The organism is Allobosea sp. Tri-44 (assembly GCF_004123845.1).
Classification (GTDB): Bacteria; Pseudomonadota; Alphaproteobacteria; order Rhizobiales; family Beijerinckiaceae; genus Allobosea.
Genome location: NZ_NBDP01000019.1, coordinates 452,384 through 470,096, shown reverse-complemented (window position 1 = coordinate 470,096; position 17,713 = coordinate 452,384). Strand labels below are relative to the sequence as shown.

Here is a 17,713-nt window from a genome sequence, read left to right as displayed (position 1 = left end):
TGGTCGGCGCTGTCGAACCCGGCTCAGCCGCCGATCTGCCGGATCGCGATCTTGTTGAACGCCGGTTTGCCTTCGCCCTGCTGCTCGATCGCGACCTCGCCATTGCGGACCTGGAAGCGGATCAGCGCCGCGCCAGCGCCGCGCCAATCGGCTGTTTCGCCGTCGTCCTCGTAAAGCTCGCCGGAAGCGCCCTCGACCACGCCGCAGACCAGGACCTCGCGCTCGCCATCGATCCCTGCCGGGTTGCCGAGCGGAATCAGCGCGCCGGCCCGCACGAACAGCGGCAACCGGCCGAGCGGAGCCGGGATCGTCACGATGACGCCGCCGGGGTAGTGCTTGCCGTCATGCCAGTCGTACCAGCCGCCCTCATGCTGGGGCAGGTAGACGGCGCGCTCGCGCGCGCCCTCCTCCAGCACCGGCGCCACCAGCACGTCCGGACCGAGCATGAAGACATCGTCGACCGCGACGGCCGCCGCGTCCTGCGGGAAGTCGTAGAGCAGCGGGCGCACGGCCGGGACGCCGTCGCGGCTCGCCCGCCACATCTGCGTGTAGAGATAGGGCATCAGCCGGTAGCGCAGCTGGATCGCCTCGCGCACCTGTGGGATCACCTCCGGATACATCCAGGGCAGGTTGACGACGCCGTCATCGTTCCAGGAGTTCATCACCATGCGCGGCCAGAGCGCGCAGAACTCGTTGAAGCGGACGAAGAGCTCGGGACCCGGCGTCGGGCCATGGAACCCGCCGACATCGTGGCCGATCGAGAACATGCCCGACAGGCTCATATTGAGCCCCTGGGTCAGGTTGTAGCGCAGCGTCTTCCAGGCGGTCTCGTTGTCGCCCGACCAAGTCTGGGCATAGCGCGAGATGCCGGCACAGCCACCGCGCGTGATCGCATACTGTCTCTTCCCCGGCTCGCGCGCGCCTTGAGCCTCATAGGAGAGCTTGGTCATCAGCAGCGGTTGCGCCGGGCGTGCCAGCGCCTGCCGGAACGGGCGGCCGTCGCCGTCACAGACCGCGTCCTCGTCCCAGATCTCGTATTCGTTGTTGTCGTTCCAGACCGTGGTGAAGCCGTGGTCGAGCAAAGCCGTCTCGATGCCGGCCCGCCACCAGGCCCGCCCCTTCGGGTTGGTGAAGTCGATATGGAAGCCGAGCCCGTCCCAGAACTGCGCCACGGCCGGCTCGCCCGTCTTGGAATCCTTGACCAGGAAGCCCTGGTCCAGCGCTTCCTTGAGGCGCGGATGGTCGTCGAGCAGGCAGGGCTTCAGGTTCGCGACGGTATGCATGCCGGCCTTGTTCAGCCGCTTCATCGTCGCCAGCGGCTCCGGGAACTTGTCGCGGTTCCAGTTGAAGGCATAGCGGCGCTGGCCGATCTGGGTGTAACCCGAGCCGAAATGGAAGCTGTCGCAGGGGATGGCGTGCTTGCGGCACTTGGCGATGAAGTCGCTGATCCGGGCATCGGCGTCGGGCGCATCGGCGATCGCCATCGAGGTCACGCCGAAGCCGAACGACCAGCGCGGCGCGAAAGCCTGCCCGCCGGTCAGCCAGGAGAAGCGGCGGATCACGTCGGGCACGGTCGGGCCGGCCATCACGTAATAGTCGAGATCGCCATCGTCGCCTTTCCAAGAGCGGAACAGGCCGTGATAGTTGTCGAGCGTGCAGCCGAGATCGACGCTGCCGGTCGAGAGGTTGTCGTAGAAAACGCCATGGGCGCCCGCCTTCCCGTCGACGATGAAGAAGGGCAGCATCTTGTAGAGTGGGTCGGACAATTCGGCGTCGAAGCCGCAGGGGTCGACCGCGTCGATGGCAAAGCGCCGCCCGGTCCGGTCGAGCGGACCGGCCTTGTCGCCGAGCCCGTAATGCCGCTCGGCATAGTCGCGGGCCATGAAGTGCGCCAGCGCGCCGGTGCGCGGCGAGATCAGATAGGCCTGCGTCGTGCGATCCTGCAGGAAAGGCTCGGCCTCGCCCTCGCGCCGCCAGGCGATGCCGAAGGGCGAGAGCGTGACCTCGGCGGTGAGGCCGCCAGCCGACAGCGTGACCTTGCCCTCGCCTTCGCTGACGCTCGCCTGCGGGCAGGCGAAGCCGGAAAGATCGTCGCGCGGACGCCCCTCATAGGGCGGCTCGAGCCCGCCGGGCGCGATCGACCAGCCGCGGTCGAGCCGGTAGCCGTCCTGCGGCTTCAGTGTCACCCGGCCGATATCGCCTTCGAGGATGCGAACGGTGATCGTCGCGCCGAGGCCGACATCGAACAAGGCGGCTTCGCCGTCGCGGCCGAGGTAACGGCCTTGCGTCAGGGCTTTCATGGGATCTCTCTAGTCGTCAGGACCGGATGGCCCGGCCGTTCTCGTCGAACAGGTGCAGGTGCTGCTGCGGGAAGGCGAGCGCGACGCTACCGCCGCGCTGGTGCTCGCTCTGGCCGTCGAGCCGGAGCGTGATCTGCGGCAAACCTGGCGAGGCGCCGTAGAGATAACTCTCGCCGCCGAGGCGCTCGACCAGCTCGATAGCGAGCGGCACGCCGCCACCCGGCGCAGCCAGCGAGAGGTGCTCGGGCCGGATGCCGAGCGTGACCGATGCGTCCGTCGCAAGGCCGCCGGTCTGGCAGGCGACCTCGTGACCGGCCTCGCCGATCGCGACCGCGCCCGGTCGCACCACCTTGCCCGACAGCAGATTCATGCGCGGCGAGCCGATGAAGCCGGCAACGAAGAGGTTATCGGGCCGGTTGTAGAGATCGAGCGGCGTGCCGACCTGCTCGATCCGCCCGCCATGGAGCACGACGATGCGGTGCGCCAGCGTCATCGCCTCGACCTGGTCGTGGGTGACGTAGATCATCGTGCCGCCGATCTCAGCATGCAGCGCGGCGAGCTCCTTGCGGGTCGCGACGCGCAGTTCGGCGTCGAGGTTCGAAAGCGGCTCGTCGAACAGGAAGATCTTGGGGTCGCGCACGATGGCGCGGCCGATAGCGACGCGCTGGCGCTGCCCCCCGGAGAGCGCCTTGGGCTTGCGTTCGAGATAATCGGTCAGCCGCAGCGTGCTGGCCGCGCGCTTGACCCGGCGATCGATCTCGTCGCGCTTGAAGCCCATATTCTCCAGCGCGAAGGCCATGTTCGCGTAGACGCTCATATGCGGGTAGAGCGCATAGGACTGGAACACCATGGCGAGCCCGCGCTCGGAGGCGGGCAGGCCGGTGACATCGGCGCCGTCGATCGCGATCGTGCCGCCGGTGATGTTCTCCAGTCCGGCGATCGAGCGCAGCAGCGTCGATTTCCCGCAACCCGAGGGGCCGACGAAGACGACGAACTCGCCGTCGGCGACGTCAAGGTCGATGCCGTGAAGCACCGTGGTCGCGCCATAGCTCTTGCGGACGCCCGATAGGCTCAGTCCCGCCATTATTTCATTCCCGTATTGGCGATGCCGGTGGTGATGAAGCGCTGCAGGAAGACGAAGACCAGCGCGACCGGAAGCAGCGTCACCACCGTCATGGCGAGCAGATAGTGCCACTGCGTCTGGAGCTCGCCCTGGAAGGCGTTGAGGCCGATCTGCAGCGTGTAGGCCTCGGTCTTGGTCAGCACCGCGAGCGGCCAGAGGAACTCGTTCCAGCGCCACATGATCGAGAAGATCGCGAGCACGGCGAGCGCCGGCATGGCGAGCGGCATGACGATGCGCCAGTAGATCTGCCACTCCGAGGCCTTGTCCATGCGCGCCGCCTCGATCAGGTCGCGCGGCAGGGTCAGCATGTACTGGCGCAGCAGGAAGACGCCAGTCGGCGTCGCCGCGCCGGGCAGGATCACCGCCCAGAGCGAGTTGACCAAACCGAGCTCGGTGATCACGAGGTAGACCGGCACGAGGATGATGGTGATCGGGATCATCAGCGTGCCGATCACCATCAGCATCACCGCCGTCTTGCCACGGAACTCGTAGATCGAGAGCGCATAGGCGGCCATCGAGTTGATCACCAGCGTGATCAGCGTCGCCACCACGGTGACGAAGACCGAGTTCCAGAGGAAGCGCATGAAGGCGAAGCGCTCCAGCGGCTCGGTGTAGTTCTCGGTCGCGAGCTTGAACTCACGCACGGGAGTGCGCTTGTCGATCGGCACGCGGATGCTCTGGCCGGGATTGGCCGGGTCGACCATCTGCGCCTGGATTCCGATGCGACGAACCTGCGCCAGCACCCGCTTCGAGCCGTCCTCCATCGTCACTTCGAAGAGCGGCAGCGGCTGGGCATGGCCCTCGACCCGGAGCTCCTTCTGCGACATCGGCAGCAGCGAGGGCGGGAATTCGAGCAGGCCGGCCTGCGTCTTGAAGGAGGAGATGCCGAGCCAGAGCACCGGGCCGAACATCAGGACGACGCCGAGCGCGAGATAGGCGTAGGCCGCGATATCGGTCCAATGCCAGCGGCCGGGATTGCGGCGGGCCACCGCCATGCGGGCGAGCCTGTTCATGCCGCCCCCTTGCGGCGGCTCGCCGCGAGCTGGGCCAGCGTCAGCGCAAACAGCACGACGCCGAGCACGACGGAGGCGGCTGCCGCCAGGCCGAAATTCTGGACCTGGTTGGCGAAGGCGGTCTCATAGATGTAGTGCACCACCATCAGCGTCGCGGTGCCCGGGCCACCGCCGGTCAGCACGAAGACCTCGTCGAAGGTCTGCACGCCGCGGATCAGCGCCAGCACGATCACCACGATCATGTTCGGCCAGAGCAGCGGCAGGGTGATGCGCCAGAACACGCGCCAGCGCGGCGTCGCATCCATCTCGGCGGCTTCATAGAGATCGGCCGGGATCGCCTGCAGGCCGGCGAGCAGGATCAGCGTGTAGAAGCCCATATGGGCCCAGATCGAGACGAAGACGATCCAGAACATCGCCCAGCTCGGATCGACCAGGAACAGGATGCGCTCGCCGCCGAGCGAGGTGATCGCAGCGTTGAGCAGGCCATCGCGCTGCAGGATCCATTTCCAGGTCAGCGCCACAACCACCGGCGAAAGCAGCACCGGGAAGAAATAGACGGCGCGGAAGAAGCCGCGCGCCTTGATCTTCATGTTCAGCACCACCGCCGTCAGCAGCGAGAACAGCACCATCGCCGTGACCTGGAAGACGGTGAAGCGCGCGGTGTTGGAAACGCCGCGCCAGAAATGGTCCTCGCGGCAGGAGGACGGATCGAGGAACGAGCCGCAATCGAAGAGATAGGCGTATTGCTGCGCCCCGACATAAGGCCGCTCGGAGGGGAAGAGGCCTGCCCCGCCCGTCACCGAGAAGATGAAGTTGATGATGAGCGGCAGGAAGACGAAGAGCGAGAAGAAAACGAGATTGGGCAGCAGGAAGACATAGGCCATCCGCCGCTCGCCGATCAGCCGCTGCAGAACCCGCATCGGCCAGTCGATCAGCCGCATCAGGACCGCGAGCGGCGCGGCGAAGAGGCTCGCTGCGCCGACGCGTTCCGATGGCGCCGCCGGGATGGGAGCGTCGGAGGCCATTCGTCTTACTTCTTGCGCTCGGCGATCTGCTGGGCGATGTCGGATTCCATCCGCTTATAGGCCTCGTCGAGGCTGCCCTCGCCCGAGATCGCCTGACCGAGCCGGCTGATCACCGCGTTGAAGATGACGCGGTTGCTCGTATAGCCCTGCAGTTGATAGGCGACCGGCGAGAGCTGCGCGACCTGGTCGGAGAAGACCTTGAGCGCGGCCTTGGCCGGCGCGCTCGCGCCCTGATAGTCGAGGCCCTTGGCGGCGATGCCGAGATGGCCGGGCACGAACAGCGAGCGGGCGTAGAACTCACTCAGCACCGGCTCGCTGGCGAGGTAGTCCATCACCTTGGCGACGGCTTCCGGGCTCTTGGTCGTCTTGATCGCGACGAGACCGGCCCCGCCCGGCATGCCCGAGCAATTGCCGGCGCCACAGGGCGAGGGAACCGCGATCCAGTCGAAGGCGTCGCCGACGGTCTTGTCGAACTGGGCGATCTGCCAGGAGCCCGACTGGTACATCACGACCTGGGCGTTCTTGAACTCGTCATTGGCACCGCGATAGGCCGTGCCGGAGACCGAGCCCCAGAGCTCCTTCTTCATCACGCCGCTCTGGTGCCAGTCATAGACCAGCTTGGCGCCGCGCTTGAAACCGTCGTCGATGACAGCCGGCTCGCCCTTGGCGTCGAAGACCTTGGCGCCTTCAGAAACGGCGACCGAGAAGAAGCGATGGCCCGAGCGGTCCATCGCCAGCGGGAACGGTGCCTGGACCTTGGCCGCAACGTCCTTGACCGCCTTGCCCCAGTCCTCCCAGGTCGCCTTGGCGCCCGGCATCGCGATACCAGCCTGCTCGAACAGCGTCTTGTTGACGAAGGGGCCGGTGACGGTGAGCTGCGTCATGAAGCCGGTGATGGCCTTGGTATCGCCTTCCGGGCGCATCCAGGGCAGGAACGGGCCGAAATTCTTCTCCCAATAGGCCGCGTCCTTGAGATGCGGCCGCAGGTCGAGCGCATAGCGGGCGATGCCGCCGAGATCGACGACGCGGGCGATGTCCGGACCCTGACCGGAGGCGAGCTGGACGGGCAGGTTCTCGGTGATGGCCTTGTAGGGCACCTGGTCGAGCACGACCTTGATGTCCTTGTTCTGGGCCTCGAAGCGCTTGAGCAGGTCGGTGATGACCTCGCCCTCATTGCCGTCGGAATACCAGGCGATGCGGACCGTGGTCTGGGCCTGCGCGATGCCGCCCATGACGAGGCCGGCCGTCAAGGCGAGAGCCGAAATCCAATGCTTGCTGTGCATGAGCGTTCCATCCCCGCTTGAAACGACGCCTCGATGAGCGTCTTGACAATCATTAAGGCAAACGATTGCCTAGCTTGTCAATCCCGAAGTGAGCCGGCATCTCTTGGGGGCCGGTTCGCCGGAGCCGGATCCGATCAGGTTGTCCCAACCTGATCGGTGAATCCGTCTCCCACTTTGGATGGAGAACGCGTAATCCATTCAGATCGCTGGGCGATCTGAATGGCGCGTACTCCGTGCGCAGAATCGGGGATGGAGCGCGATGAAGACCAGGGCCGCAAGGGCACATCACGGTTCGGTATCGCTCACCACGGTCGCAGAGGATACCGGCGTCTCGATCTCGACCGTCTCGCGCATCGTCAACGGCGCGAGCGGGCGGGCCTCGCCCGAGACGGTGGCGCGCGTCGAGGCGGCGATCGCGCGATTGGGCTACCGGCCGAACCCGGTCGGCCGGGCATTGCGCCAGCGCGCCAGCCGCGTTGTCGCGATGCTCTCGCCCAATCTCGACAACCCCGCCATGGCGGCGATCGCGGTCTCGACCGAGGCGGCGCTGCGCGCCGCCGGCTATGTCATGATCCTCTGCGACACGCATGACCGCGCCGAACTGCAGGACGATTATCTCCAGGCGATGCGCGAGCAATTCGTAGCCGGCTATGTCATGGTCAGCGCCGTGCGCAGCCGCGGGCTCGAGGAGACGCTGCAACGCGGCGACCCGATGGTCTTCGTCGCGCGCCACAACCCGCTCGGCGGCGGCGCCTATGTCGGCATCGACAACCGCGCCGCCGGGGCCGACGCCGCCGATTTCATGCTGGCGCGCGGAATCGAACGCCCGGCCGTACTGATGGCGGCACAGAATGTTTCGAGCACGCAGGAGCGCGCATCGGGCTTCATCGACCGCCTTGTCGCATGCGGCGTGCCGGAAGATACGATCCGCCGCGCCAGCGGGCCGGGGCTGTCGCATATCGAGATCGGCTATGCCGCCGCTCGCGCGCTGGTGCAGCAAGGTGGCTGGCCCGAAGGCGCCCTCTGCGTCAGCGACCTGATCGCCTATGGCGCCTATCGGCTCGCGGTCGAGAACAATGTGCCGATCCCGCAGCGCTGCACGCTGGTCGGCGTCGACGGCAATGCCCTCAACCACTGGATCGCGCCCTGGCTGACCTCGATCCGCATTCCCTATGAAAGCTTTGGCGGGCATGTCGTCAGCCAGCTGCAGTCGCTCTGGAGCGGTGAACCGACGTCAGAGGTCCGCATCCCGCATGAGCCGCCGATGGTCGGCCTCGCACAGAAGGCGACGGCATGACCCTGCTCGATCACGAGACCCAGCCGCTTGAGCAATGGCGCGAAGGCGTGATGACGCTGATGCGGGTCTCCGCGCTCGTAAAGTCGGCTCAGCTCTGCATCTTCGAGCAGTTCTGCGACCCGGGCCTCGGCGCCCCCATTCACCTTCACGCCGTTGAAGAGGTGTTGGAGGTCATTGAGGGCGAGGCGGAGATCACCTTGCGCGGCGAAACCAGCGTCCTGCGCGCCAACCAGTCTGTGCTGATCCCAGCCGGCGCGAAGCATAGCTTCAAAAACATCGGGACCGGTGTCCTCAAGGTCCGTGCCACGCTCGCCGCACCGATCTTCGAGGCGAGCTATGAGGATCGCACCGAGCAGTCGCGGCGCTGGATTCCCTGAGGCGAGCAGGTGCTGACGGGCCAGCTACAGCCCCTGCCCTGCAGTCATGCTACACAGGCTCTCGTTCTACCAAGACGAGGGATTGTCGATGAGCGAGCCGCATCATGTCGTCGTGATTGGTGGCGGTTTCGCCGGGCTCGAGACCGTGCACCGCCTGGCAGGCGCGGATGTGCGGATCACCATCGTCGACCGCCGCAACCACCATCTCTTCCAGCCTTTGCTCTACCAGGTCGCCACCGCCTCGCTCGCGACCTCCGAGATCGCCTGGCCGATCCGGCATCTGTTCCGGCGCCGCAGCGATGTCACCACGCTGCTGGCCGAGATGATCGGCATCGACACCACCTTGCGTGAGGTCGCGCTCTCGACCGGCGAGACGCTGCGTTACGACACACTCGTCGTCGCCACCGGCGCGACCCATGCCTATTTCGGCCATGACGACTGGGAGCCCTATGCGCCGGGCCTGAAGACCCTCGAAGACGCGACCACGGTCCGCCGCCGTATCCTGCTCGCCTTTGAACAGGCCGAAGCGGAAACCGACGCCGCGCGCCGCGCCGCGCTCCTGACCTTCGTCGTCATCGGCGCCGGACCGACCGGTGTCGAGCTCGCCGGTACGATCGCCGAGCTCGCGCGCGCCACCCTGCCCGAGGATTTCCGGCGGATCGATACGCGCGCGACCCGGGTCGTCTTGGTCGAGGCCGGTCCGCGGATCCTGCCTGGCTTCGCCGAGGATCTGTCACGCTACGCCCATGAGGCGCTGCAGCGCATCGGTGTCGAGGTCCGCACCGGCGCGCCCGTCACCGCCTGCACCAGCGCGGGCGTCTCCATCGGCCCGGAAGAGCTGCCGGCCGCGACGGTGATCTGGGCCGCCGGCGTGCGTGCCTCGCCGGCGGGCAGCTGGCTCGATGCGCCGGTCGACCGCGCCGGCCGCGTCCAGGTCGAAGCCGACCTCACCGTGCCGGGCCGGCCGAACGTCTTCGCGATCGGCGACACCGCGAGCGTGATGGACCAGGACGGCAAGCCAGTGCCCGGCATCGCGCCGGCCGCCAAGCAGCAGGGCCGCCATGTCGCGGCGACGATCAAGCGCCGGCTCGCCGGAGACAAGGCGCCCCGCCCCTTCGCCTACAGCCATGCCGGCAGCCTCGCCACCATCGGCAAGCGCGCCGCGATCATCGATTTCGGCCGGGTCAAGCTGAAGGGCTGGCTGGCGTGGTGGCTCTGGGGCCTGGCCCACATCTACTTCCTGATCGGCGTGCGCAACCGCGTGACCGTTGCCCTGAGCTGGCTCTGGATCCATGCCAGGGACCAGCGCAGCGCGCGATTGATCACCCAGCGCGATCTGAGGCAGCCGGATCTGAAAAATGCCGACCAGGGCGAACCAGCTCGTCCCGCTTCGGCGCCGCCCTGAGCCTTGCGACATGTTCGACGAATTCATCCTCGACTATGCCGAAACGAGCGGAGCCCAGCTCCGCTTCAGGAACGGGGGCAGCGGGCCGCCTCTGCTGCTACTTCATGGCCATCCACGCACGCACACGACCTGGCACCGCGTCGCGCCGCTGCTGGCGCGCTCGTATACCGTGATCTGCCCCGATCTGCGTGGCTTTGGCCTCTCCAGCAAGCCGGCAGATTCACCCGATCATGCCGGCTCATCGAAGCGCGCAAAGGCGCGTGACTGCGTCGAGCTGATGCTCTCGCTCGGCTTCCCGCGTTTTGCCGTCGCCGGCCATGATCGCGGCTCCTACACGGCCTTCCGAGCGGCGATGGACCATCCCGATGCGATCGCCGCGCTCGCGGTGCTCGACGGCGTGCCTATCCTCGAAGCGCTGGAACACTGTCGCGAGAGCTTCGCCCGCAAATGGTGGCACTGGTTCTTCTTCGCTCAACCGGACAAGCCGGAGCGCGCCATCCTGGCCGATCCCGACGCCTGGTATGGCGGCTCGCCGATGGCGATGGGCGAGGCGAACTATCGCGACTTCCATCGCGCGATTCATGACCCCGACACGGTCCACGGTATGATCGAGGACTATCGCGCCGGCCTCGCCATCGATCAATCCACGACGCAGAGGACCGCCGCCTGGGCAGGCAGGTGCAGTGCCCGACACTCTGTCTGTGGTCGAGCCGCGACGATCTCGAAGAGTTCTACGGCGACGTGCTCGCGGTCTGGCGTCCCTGGGCGCCAGACCTGCGCGGCGGCGCCATCGACAGCGGCCACCATATGGCCGAAGAGGCGCCTGAGCAGCTCGCTGCGGCACTGCTGCGCTTCTTCGGCGAGATCGGCTACGGCGCGCCTGTCAAATAACGCGCCAGCCCTGCCGTCGAGGAATCATGCGCCTCGGCCGGCGCCTTACCTTCGATCACCGGCAGCAGCGCCGTCGCCAGCTCCTTGCCGAGCTCGACACCCCATTGGTCGAAGGCGTTGATGTCGAAAACCGCCGCCTCGACGAAGACGCGGTGCTCGTAGAGCGCGATGAGCCGCCCGAGCGTGAACGGATCGAGCTTGCGATAGGCGATGGTCACGCTCGGCCGGTTGCCGGGGAAGACCTTGTGCGGGGCGAGATGCTCGATCGCGTCCGGCGAAAGGCCCTGTTTGGCGAGCTGTTCCTTGGCTTCCTCGAGCGTGCGGCCCTTCATCATGGCCTCGCTCTGGGCGAGGCAATTGGCGAGCAGCAGGCGATGCTGATGAGCGAGTTCCGGCTCATGCCCTTCGGCCGCGACCAGGAACTCGCAAGGGATGATGTCGCTGCCCTGGTGCAGCAGCTGGAAGAAGGCGTGCTGGCCGTTGGTGCCGGGCTCGCCCCAGACCAGCGGGCCGGTCGGCCGTGTCACCGCACCGCCAGCCTTGTGCACGCGCTTGCCGTTCGACTCCATGTCGAGCTGCTGCAGATAGGCCGGCAGTCGTGCAAGGCGCTGATCATAAGGCAGGACCGCGCGGGCCGGATAGCCGCAGCTCTCGCGATGCCATAGCCCGATCAGAGCGAACAGCACCGGCAGATTCTCATCGAGCGGCGCGGTCCGGAAATGCTCGTCCATCGCATGCGCGCCGGCGAGGAAGGCACGGAAGTCCTCGGGGCCGATCGCGATCATCACCGGCAGGCCGATCGCCGACCAGACCGAGTAGCGCCCGCCGACCCAGTCCCAGAAGCCGAAGATGCGGTCGGGCGCGATGCCGAAGGTGGCGACCTTGTCGAGCGCGGTCGAGACCGCGGCGAAGTGTTTGGCGACCGCACCTTCCCCGAGCGCGCCGGCGATCCAGCGCCGCGCGGTCGCGGCATTGGTCATGGTCTCGATCGTGGTGAAGGTCTTCGACGCGACGATCACCAGCGTCCGCGCCGGATCGAGCCTCGCCAGCGTGTCGGCGATATGGGCGCCGTCGACATTGGAGACGTAATGCAGGCGCGGCCCGTCATGATAGGGCGCGAGCGCCAGCGTCGCCATCACCGGGCCGAGATCGGAGCCGCCGATGCCGATGTTGACGACATCGCTGAAGCGCTCGCCATTGGTCGCCGCGATCGTCCCGTTGCGAACGCCATCGGCAAAGACGGACATTCGCTCCAGGACCGCGTTCACCTCCGGCATGACGTCGACGCCGTCGACTTTGACCGGCCGGCCGGACTGGTTGCGCAGCGCCGTGTGGAGCACTGCGCGCCCTTCGGTGATGTTGATCGGCTCGCCTGCGAACATGGCGTCGCGCTTGGCCGCGACATCAGCGGCCTTGGCCAGCGCCAGCAGCAACTCCATGGTCTCGGCCGTCACCGCCGTCTTGGAATAATCGAGCAGCAGGTCGTCGAGCCGGGCCGAGAAGGCGGAAAAGCGTTGCGGATCGGCAGCGAAGAGCTCGCGCAGGTGGTGAGATACGGTTCGGGTACGATACGCGGCGAGATCCGCCCAGGCCTTCTCCAGCACGATCATTCTCCTCGATGCTTGCGAACGGCCGCGATGCGGCAAGCCGAGGTAGCATAGCGATAGCGCCGAGGTCACGGCAGCGAGCGGACGGGGCTGCCATGCAAAGAGATTACCCCGGTGGTCATGAGCGGCCCCGCCGGGAGAAACGGGAGGGATGGCCCAGCCACCCCTCCCGAACGCTTCAGCGCGGAATGCGCCGGCGCGGCTTGGCCGAGGGAGTGTCGGGATATTCTCGTTCATAGAAGGCGACGCCGCTATCCTCCAGGAAGAGCGGAGTACCGACCATCGAGCCGTCGGCCCGCAGCATCTTGAACATCGTATGCGGCGCCCACATCGCAGCGGCGTGCTTGCCGGGCGTCTTCAGCTTGAGCTTCACGGTGTTCTGCTGGAAGTTTGTGACCGAGGTTGAGGTCGAGTAGCCGAATTTGTAGGACAGGGTGCCCTTCACCTTGGAGCCTACCCCGCCGAAGCTGACGCCGGTCTCGTAGCTGATGCTGATACCGACTTCGTGGTTGAAGGTCTCCGTCGAGGATTTGGTCACGCCGACGGTGATCTCCCGCTCGAGTTCGTGCGGCTCCGCCTGCTGATTGTTGTCGTAGAGCTCGAGCTGAAAATTGTCCCAGCGCTCGAGGAAATAGAACGGCGAGTTGGCGATCTTCCAGGCGAGATCGTAGTGGTCGTCCGTCACGCCTGTGAAAGGCACAGTGATCCGCCGCTCCCGCATCCAGTCGCTCTCGGCCGGAGGGCGGTCGTAGCTGTCGAGCCGCGGAACCGGCGGGGTGTCGCCTTGCTCGGTCGGCGGCTCCAGGCGCAACACTTTGACGACCGGCGAAGGCCGATCATGGCTGGCGACCCCGTAGAAGCAATTGGCCCCGATCAGAATCGTGGTGTTGTCATGGTAATAGGTGGTCGGATCGATCCGCCAGGCGCTGAAATCCGCGTCGGAGCCCGTCCCGCTATCGTCCCACAACCAGTCTCCCAGCAGCGCCTCGCCGACCAGATCGGAACGCACGCACCAGATATCCTCCAAGGATGGGGGATTGTAATCGCTCGTGAAGACATGGCCCAGCCCCGCGTATCCAGCTGGCGGAATTGCCTCCCAGCATGCGCCGTCCCTGTCAGCGCCTGAGCCCTGATCGGTCCAGATGCGGTTGTAGCCCGTCGGCGAGCGAACGGCATCGGACCCTTCGACCGTCGCCTTGACACAGAGGGCCCATTGTCGCCCGGCAGGGTCGTCATAATTGTTGACGCCGATACAGCCGAGAGGGCGGAACCCACTCGGCGCATTGGGATGCCAGAAGGCTCCGTCGTGATCCCCGCCGCTGCCTCCGTCATTCCAGCGAAGGCTGAACTGATCGACAAAGACAAGCGTCAGGTCGCCGAAGGCGACCTGAGTGGTGGTGCTGGTGGTGGTCAGCTGCGATTTCTGCAGACGATTGGACATCGAGACCGCTCCCCTGTGCGTGCCGAAACGGCACATACAACCTATAGTTGCATAAGGTAGCAGGAGTCAACGCTGCCGTTTGTGAACGGCAGTTTACAAACGTCGCCGTGAGAAGGGAGCCGCATTCATATCCGCTGCCCTTGGGAGATCAGCACCGCGCCGGCCGACCGTGATGGAAGCAGCAATCGCGGCATAGTTCAGCACTTCATCCAATGCCGCTTGATCGAGCGCAGCGACGCCTTCGATGCTCAGCCGGTCCGTCTGCGAAAGACGCGCGAGCAGTGCCGCATGGAAGCTGTCACCAGCGCCCACCGTGTCACAAACGCTGACCGCCCGAGCCGGCAGTTCAATCTGCCCGGCCGCGCAAAAGCCGAGCACGCCGGCTGCGCCGCGCGTGATCACCACCAGCTTCGCGCCGAGGCTCAGCCAATAGGCGGCCGCCTCCTGCAGCGACAACTGTCCGCCCCAGGCGATGCCGACATCCTCCTCGCTCGCCTTGACGATGGTGGCGACGCGATAGAAGCGCTCGGCGGCATCAGCCCACAGCGCCATGTCCGGCACCACAGCCGGCCGCAGATTGGGATCGACGCTGATCACCCGCCGGCCATGCTCGCGCTCAGCGATGGAGGCGAGTGTTGAGCCGGTGGGCTCGACCGCCATGCTGTAGGAGCCGAAGCTGATTGCCTGCACCTCCGGCGGCAGCTCGGGAGGCAGGTCGGCCGGCATCAGGAAGCGGTCGGCGGCACCTTCGCCATGAAAACCATAGCTCGGCTGCCCGTCCACTCCGGTGGCGACCGCCGAGATCGTCGACAATCGATCGCTGCGGACGAGGAAGCGACCGTCGACGCCCTCCTGCCGCAGCCGCTCGGCCAGCATTGTGCCGATACCGTCGCGCGAGATTGCTCCGAGGAAGCCGACCGGCACGCCGAGCCGCGCCAGGCCGATCGCGACATTGAACGGCGAGCCGCCGGCAACGGCCCGTCCGGCCATCTCGGCCCCTTCGGGCGGATCGAGGAAGAGGTCGACCAGCGCCTCACCGCAGACCAGGATCATGACACGGCGCTCAGGCTGCGCGAGGGATGGCGCAAGGCCGGGTCGAACGGATTGAGCATTGCGCCCAATGTCGCCGCCTCCGCCTTGAGAATGGCGACGACGCCGGCCAGGCGCTCAGGCCGCAGCCGGTCCGCCAGCGTGCCGACGCTGAGCGCCGCGACGACACGGCCCTGCGCGTCGAAGACCGGCACGCCCAAGCCCGCCATGCCCGGGATCAGCCCGGTGTTGAGATTGACCCAGCCTTGCACCCGGGCTGCCTCCAGCGCGACACGCAGGGCGGCTTCGTCGAGAAAACCACGATCGAGCAAACGCGGCACGTTGAAACGGATCACTGCCTCGCGCTCCGCCTCGGGCAGATGGGCGAGAATGGCAAGGCTCCCCTGCCCGAGCCCGAGCGGCACCTTGCCGCCGATGTCGCCGGTGAAGGAGCGGATCGGGAACGGCCCCTCGATCCGGTCGAGGCAGACGGCGTCATAGCCGTTGCGCACCAGCAGGAAGATCGTGTCGGTCAGCGTTGCCGAGAGACGCAGGAGCACCGGCTTGGCGAGATCGCGCAGGCCGCCGGCCTGGCCGGCGCGGGCTGCCAGGACGAAGAAGTCGAGCGCCAGCCGGTAGCGCTTGCCGATCTGCTCGACGAAGCCCTCGGCGGCGAGGTCCTGCAAGGCGCGATGCGCGGTCGGCTGGCTGCAGCCGGCCTGCTCGGCCAGATCCTTCAAGCGGATTCCGCCTGCATCCGTCGCGCCGACAAGGCGCAGCAAGCCGAGCGCGCGGCGCAGGCTGGACAGAGACTCGGCAGAATCACTCATCCGCCTAGAATAATCTGAACGGTAGCAAGTGCCAGTAAATTTCATATAACGGAATTATAAATAGAAAAATTCTTTCATATGGAATTGTTCGTTGACGAAATTCCACTCCTGCCGCTTCCTCCCAGGACAGGGCAAGAGACCTCGATGAGCGGGCGGGGCGAGCCAAGCGGGAGAGGTCATGAGCTTCCTGACGCTGGAGAAGCTGAGCAAGGTCTATGGCGATTTCGCCGCCGCGCGCGACATCGACCTGTCCGTTGCCAAGGGCGAGTTCGTCTCGCTGCTCGGCCCGTCCGGCTGCGGCAAGACCACGACGCTGCAGATGATCGCCGGGCTGGTCGAGCCGACCACCGGCACGATCATGCTCGATGGCCGCGACATCACCCGCGAGAAGCCGAACAAGCGCGGCCTCGGCATCGTCTTCCAGAGCTACGCGCTCTTTCCGCACATGACGGTGGCTGAGAACGTCGCCTTCGGGCTGGAGATGCGCAAGATCGCCAAAGCCGAGCGCGACGAGCGGGTGAAAGCCATGCTCGGACTTGTCCATTTGAGCCCGCTGGCCGAACGCTATCCGCGCCAGCTCTCCGGCGGCCAGCGCCAGCGCGTCGCCATCGCCCGCGCCCTCGTCATCCAGCCACCGGTGCTGCTGCTCGACGAGCCGCTCTCCAATCTCGACGCCAAACTGCGCGAGGAGATGCAGTTCGAATTGCGCCGCATCCAGCAGCGCGTCGGCACCACCACGATCATGGTCACGCATGACCAGGCCGAGGCGCTCTCGATCAGCGACCGCGTCGTGGTGATGGAACAGGGCCGGATGACGCAGGTCGACGCGCCCTACAAGCTCTACGAGAACCCGGCGACGCCGTTCATTTCCACCTTCGTCGGCAAGATGAACCGGCTGGAAGGCACCTGGCGTAAGGGTGCGGCCGAGGTCGCTGGTCTTGCCGTACCGGCCGATGCCAGCGGGCTGGCCGAAGGGGCAGCCATCGCCCTGTCGATCCGCCCTGAGAAGATCGCACTCAAGGCTCCCGGCCAGGGCCGCATCGACGGCACGATCGCCAACCGCTTCTTCCTCGGCGGCTCCTGGCTGTTCACGGTCGAGACCGCGGCCGGGCCGATCCTGGTCTCGTTGCCGAACGATGGCGAGGAACCGGCCCGTGAGGGCGCCAAGGTCGCGCTCGACTGGGCCTCGGCCAGCCTGCGCATCGAACCGCTGGCGCAGGGAGCGGCGGCATGAGCGTCGGGCGCTCCGCGGCGACACCGTTCTGGCTCGCAGGGCCAGGCGCGCTGCTTTTCCTCGGACTCATCATCCTGCCGCTCGCGCTGACGCTGATCCTCTCCTTCCACGCCTACGACCACACGACCGGCATCAAGAACGAGTTCACTCTCGCCCACTACGCCGCCGTGTTCTCGGACGAGTATTATCTCGGCATCTTCTGGCGCACGCTGCGGCTCGCCGGCCTGACCACGCTGATCTGCGTCCTGATCGGTGCCCCCGAGGCCTATATCCTGTCGCGGATGCGCGACCCCTGGCGCTCGGTCTTCCTGCTGGTGATCATCGGGCCGCTGCTGGTCTCGGTTGTCGTCCGTGCCTTCGGCTGGAGCATGCTGCTCGGCTCGACCGGCCTGGTGAACCAGGCGCTGCAGGGCCTCGGCTTCGATAGCGTGCGCCTGCTCTACACCGAGACCGCGATCGTCATCGCACTCGTCCACGTCATGCTGCCCTTCATGGTGATCCCGGTCTGGACCGCGCTGCAGAAGCTCGATCCGATGGTCGAGGCCGCCGCCTGGAGCCTCGGCGCCTCGCATGCCACCGCGTTGCGCCGGGTCGTGCTGCCGCAGGTCTCGCTCGGCATGCTCTCGGGCAGCCTGATCGTCTTCGGGCTCTCGGCCTCGGCCTTCGCCATTCCCGGCCTGCTCGGCGGGCGCCGGCTCAAGATGGCGGCGACACTGGTCTATGACGAGTACATGCACGAGCTGAACTGGCCGCTCGGCGCGACGATCGCGATCATCGTCCTCGTCGCCAACCTCGTGATCATGCTGGCCTATAACCGCGTCATCGAGACGCGCGCCCGTAAAGCCCTGGGGTGAGCGC

General features: G+C 66.5%; 14 protein-coding genes and 1 pseudogene. 6 read left to right on the top strand and 9 right to left on the bottom strand.

Annotation, left to right across the window (positions count from 1 at the left end):
- Nucleotides 1–23: 23 nt before the first annotated feature.
- Genes B6S44_RS14490 through B6S44_RS14470 form a run of 5 tightly spaced genes read right to left on the bottom strand, consistent with a single transcriptional unit; the run spans nt 24 to nt 6,744 of the window.
- On the bottom strand, nt 24–2,300 hold the full coding sequence (locus B6S44_RS14490) for a TIM-barrel domain-containing protein (RefSeq protein ID WP_129157577.1): 2,277 nt from the start codon (nt 2,298–2,300) through the stop codon (nt 24–26).
- 16 nt (nt 2,301–2,316) lie between these two features.
- On the bottom strand, nt 2,317–3,387 hold the full coding sequence (locus tag B6S44_RS14485) for an ABC transporter ATP-binding protein (RefSeq protein ID WP_465246114.1): 1,071 nt from the start codon (nt 3,385–3,387) through the stop codon (nt 2,317–2,319).
- Nucleotides 3,384–4,436 carry a carbohydrate ABC transporter permease gene (locus tag B6S44_RS14480; RefSeq protein WP_129157575.1) on the bottom strand — a complete coding sequence of 351 codons (1,053 nt, stop codon included), beginning with the start codon at nt 4,434–4,436 and terminating at the stop codon, nt 3,384–3,386. Before B6S44_RS14480 ends, B6S44_RS14485 begins: the two co-directional genes overlap by 4 nt.
- Entirely contained in the window at nt 4,433–5,461 is a 1,029-nt protein-coding gene (locus B6S44_RS14475) for a carbohydrate ABC transporter permease (protein WP_129157574.1), read from the bottom strand. Before B6S44_RS14475 ends, B6S44_RS14480 begins: the two co-directional genes overlap by 4 nt.
- A 5-nt stretch (nt 5,462–5,466) precedes the next feature.
- The gene (locus tag B6S44_RS14470; RefSeq protein ID WP_129157573.1) at nt 5,467–6,744 is read right to left on the bottom strand and encodes an ABC transporter substrate-binding protein; all 1,278 of its coding nucleotides are present in this window, start codon (nt 6,742–6,744) and stop codon (nt 5,467–5,469) included.
- 259 nt (nt 6,745–7,003) lie between these two features.
- Here B6S44_RS14470 and B6S44_RS14465 point away from each other — a divergent pair, with 259 nt between their 5' ends.
- From B6S44_RS14465 to B6S44_RS14450, 4 genes and pseudogenes are all read left to right on the top strand, one after another.
- A complete protein-coding gene (locus B6S44_RS14465; protein ID WP_129157572.1) occupies nt 7,004–8,041 on the top strand; it encodes a LacI family DNA-binding transcriptional regulator in 1,038 nt (345 codons plus the stop codon).
- Nucleotides 8,038–8,418, top strand: a complete 381-nt coding sequence (locus tag B6S44_RS14460; protein WP_129157571.1) for a cupin domain-containing protein — start codon at nt 8,038–8,040, stop codon at nt 8,416–8,418. Before B6S44_RS14465 ends, B6S44_RS14460 begins: the two co-directional genes overlap by 4 nt.
- 88 nt (nt 8,419–8,506) lie before the next feature.
- Nucleotides 8,507–9,823, top strand: a complete 1,317-nt coding sequence (locus tag B6S44_RS14455) for an NAD(P)/FAD-dependent oxidoreductase (protein ID WP_129157570.1) — start codon at nt 8,507–8,509, stop codon at nt 9,821–9,823.
- 10 nt (nt 9,824–9,833) lie between these two features.
- A pseudogene (locus tag B6S44_RS14450) lies at nt 9,834–10,714 on the top strand (alpha/beta fold hydrolase).
- Here the strand turns inward: B6S44_RS14450 and pgi are convergent.
- The 4 genes from pgi to B6S44_RS14430 all read right to left on the bottom strand — a co-directional run bounded on the left by pgi (nt 10,693) and on the right by B6S44_RS14430 (nt 15,621).
- Nucleotides 10,693–12,324 (bottom strand): glucose-6-phosphate isomerase, encoded by a 1,632-nt coding sequence (pgi, locus tag B6S44_RS14445; RefSeq protein ID WP_129157569.1) that lies wholly within the window; start codon nt 12,322–12,324, stop codon nt 10,693–10,695. The pseudogene B6S44_RS14450 and the gene pgi sit on opposite strands and share 22 nt — an antisense overlap.
- 175 nt (nt 12,325–12,499) lie before the next feature.
- On the bottom strand, nt 12,500–13,762 hold the full coding sequence (locus tag B6S44_RS14440; RefSeq protein ID WP_164985824.1) for a Vps62-related protein: 1,263 nt from the start codon (nt 13,760–13,762) through the stop codon (nt 12,500–12,502).
- A 93-nt stretch (nt 13,763–13,855) separates the two neighbouring features.
- Nucleotides 13,856–14,815, bottom strand: coding sequence for a carbohydrate kinase family protein (locus B6S44_RS14435; RefSeq protein WP_129157567.1), 960 nt, complete (start codon nt 14,813–14,815; stop codon nt 13,856–13,858).
- On the bottom strand, nt 14,812–15,621 hold the full coding sequence (locus B6S44_RS14430; protein ID WP_129157566.1) for an IclR family transcriptional regulator: 810 nt from the start codon (nt 15,619–15,621) through the stop codon (nt 14,812–14,814). The genes B6S44_RS14435 and B6S44_RS14430 overlap by 4 nt, the downstream gene beginning before the upstream one ends.
- A 178-nt stretch (nt 15,622–15,799) precedes the next feature.
- Between B6S44_RS14430 and B6S44_RS14425 the strand changes: the two genes are divergently transcribed.
- Both B6S44_RS14425 and B6S44_RS14420 read left to right on the top strand, forming a co-directional pair.
- Nucleotides 15,800–16,855 carry an ABC transporter ATP-binding protein gene (locus B6S44_RS14425; protein WP_129157565.1) on the top strand — a complete coding sequence of 352 codons (1,056 nt, stop codon included), beginning with the start codon at nt 15,800–15,802 and terminating at the stop codon, nt 16,853–16,855.
- Nucleotides 16,852–17,709 carry an ABC transporter permease gene (locus B6S44_RS14420; protein ID WP_129157564.1) on the top strand — a complete coding sequence of 286 codons (858 nt, stop codon included), beginning with the start codon at nt 16,852–16,854 and terminating at the stop codon, nt 17,707–17,709. The genes B6S44_RS14425 and B6S44_RS14420 overlap by 4 nt, the downstream gene beginning before the upstream one ends.
- Nucleotides 17,710–17,713 lie beyond the last annotated feature (4 nt).

Coding starts and splice junctions, on each gene's coding strand:
- B6S44_RS14430 (WP_129157566.1), bottom strand. CDS start 15,621: ATGAGTGATTCTGCCGAGTCTCTGTCCAGCCTGCGCCGCGCGCTCGGC.
- B6S44_RS14465 (WP_129157572.1), top strand. CDS start 7,004: ATGAAGACCAGGGCCGCAAGGGCACATCACGGTTCGGTATCGCTCACC.
- B6S44_RS14420 (WP_129157564.1), top strand. CDS start 16,852: ATGAGCGTCGGGCGCTCCGCGGCGACACCGTTCTGGCTCGCAGGGCCA.
- B6S44_RS14460 (WP_129157571.1), top strand. CDS start 8,038: ATGACCCTGCTCGATCACGAGACCCAGCCGCTTGAGCAATGGCGCGAA.
- pgi (WP_129157569.1), bottom strand. CDS start 12,324: ATGATCGTGCTGGAGAAGGCCTGGGCGGATCTCGCCGCGTATCGTACC.
- B6S44_RS14475 (WP_129157574.1), bottom strand. CDS start 5,461: ATGGCCTCCGACGCTCCCATCCCGGCGGCGCCATCGGAACGCGTCGGC.
- B6S44_RS14440 (WP_164985824.1), bottom strand. CDS start 13,762: ATGTCCAATCGTCTGCAGAAATCGCAGCTGACCACCACCAGCACCACC.
- B6S44_RS14455 (WP_129157570.1), top strand. CDS start 8,507: ATGAGCGAGCCGCATCATGTCGTCGTGATTGGTGGCGGTTTCGCCGGG.
- B6S44_RS14470 (WP_129157573.1), bottom strand. CDS start 6,744: ATGCACAGCAAGCATTGGATTTCGGCTCTCGCCTTGACGGCCGGCCTC.
- B6S44_RS14480 (WP_129157575.1), bottom strand. CDS start 4,436: ATGAACAGGCTCGCCCGCATGGCGGTGGCCCGCCGCAATCCCGGCCGC.
- B6S44_RS14490 (WP_129157577.1), bottom strand. CDS start 2,300: ATGAAAGCCCTGACGCAAGGCCGTTACCTCGGCCGCGACGGCGAAGCC.
- B6S44_RS14425 (WP_129157565.1), top strand. CDS start 15,800: ATGAGCTTCCTGACGCTGGAGAAGCTGAGCAAGGTCTATGGCGATTTC.
- B6S44_RS14435 (WP_129157567.1), bottom strand. CDS start 14,815: ATGATCCTGGTCTGCGGTGAGGCGCTGGTCGACCTCTTCCTCGATCCG.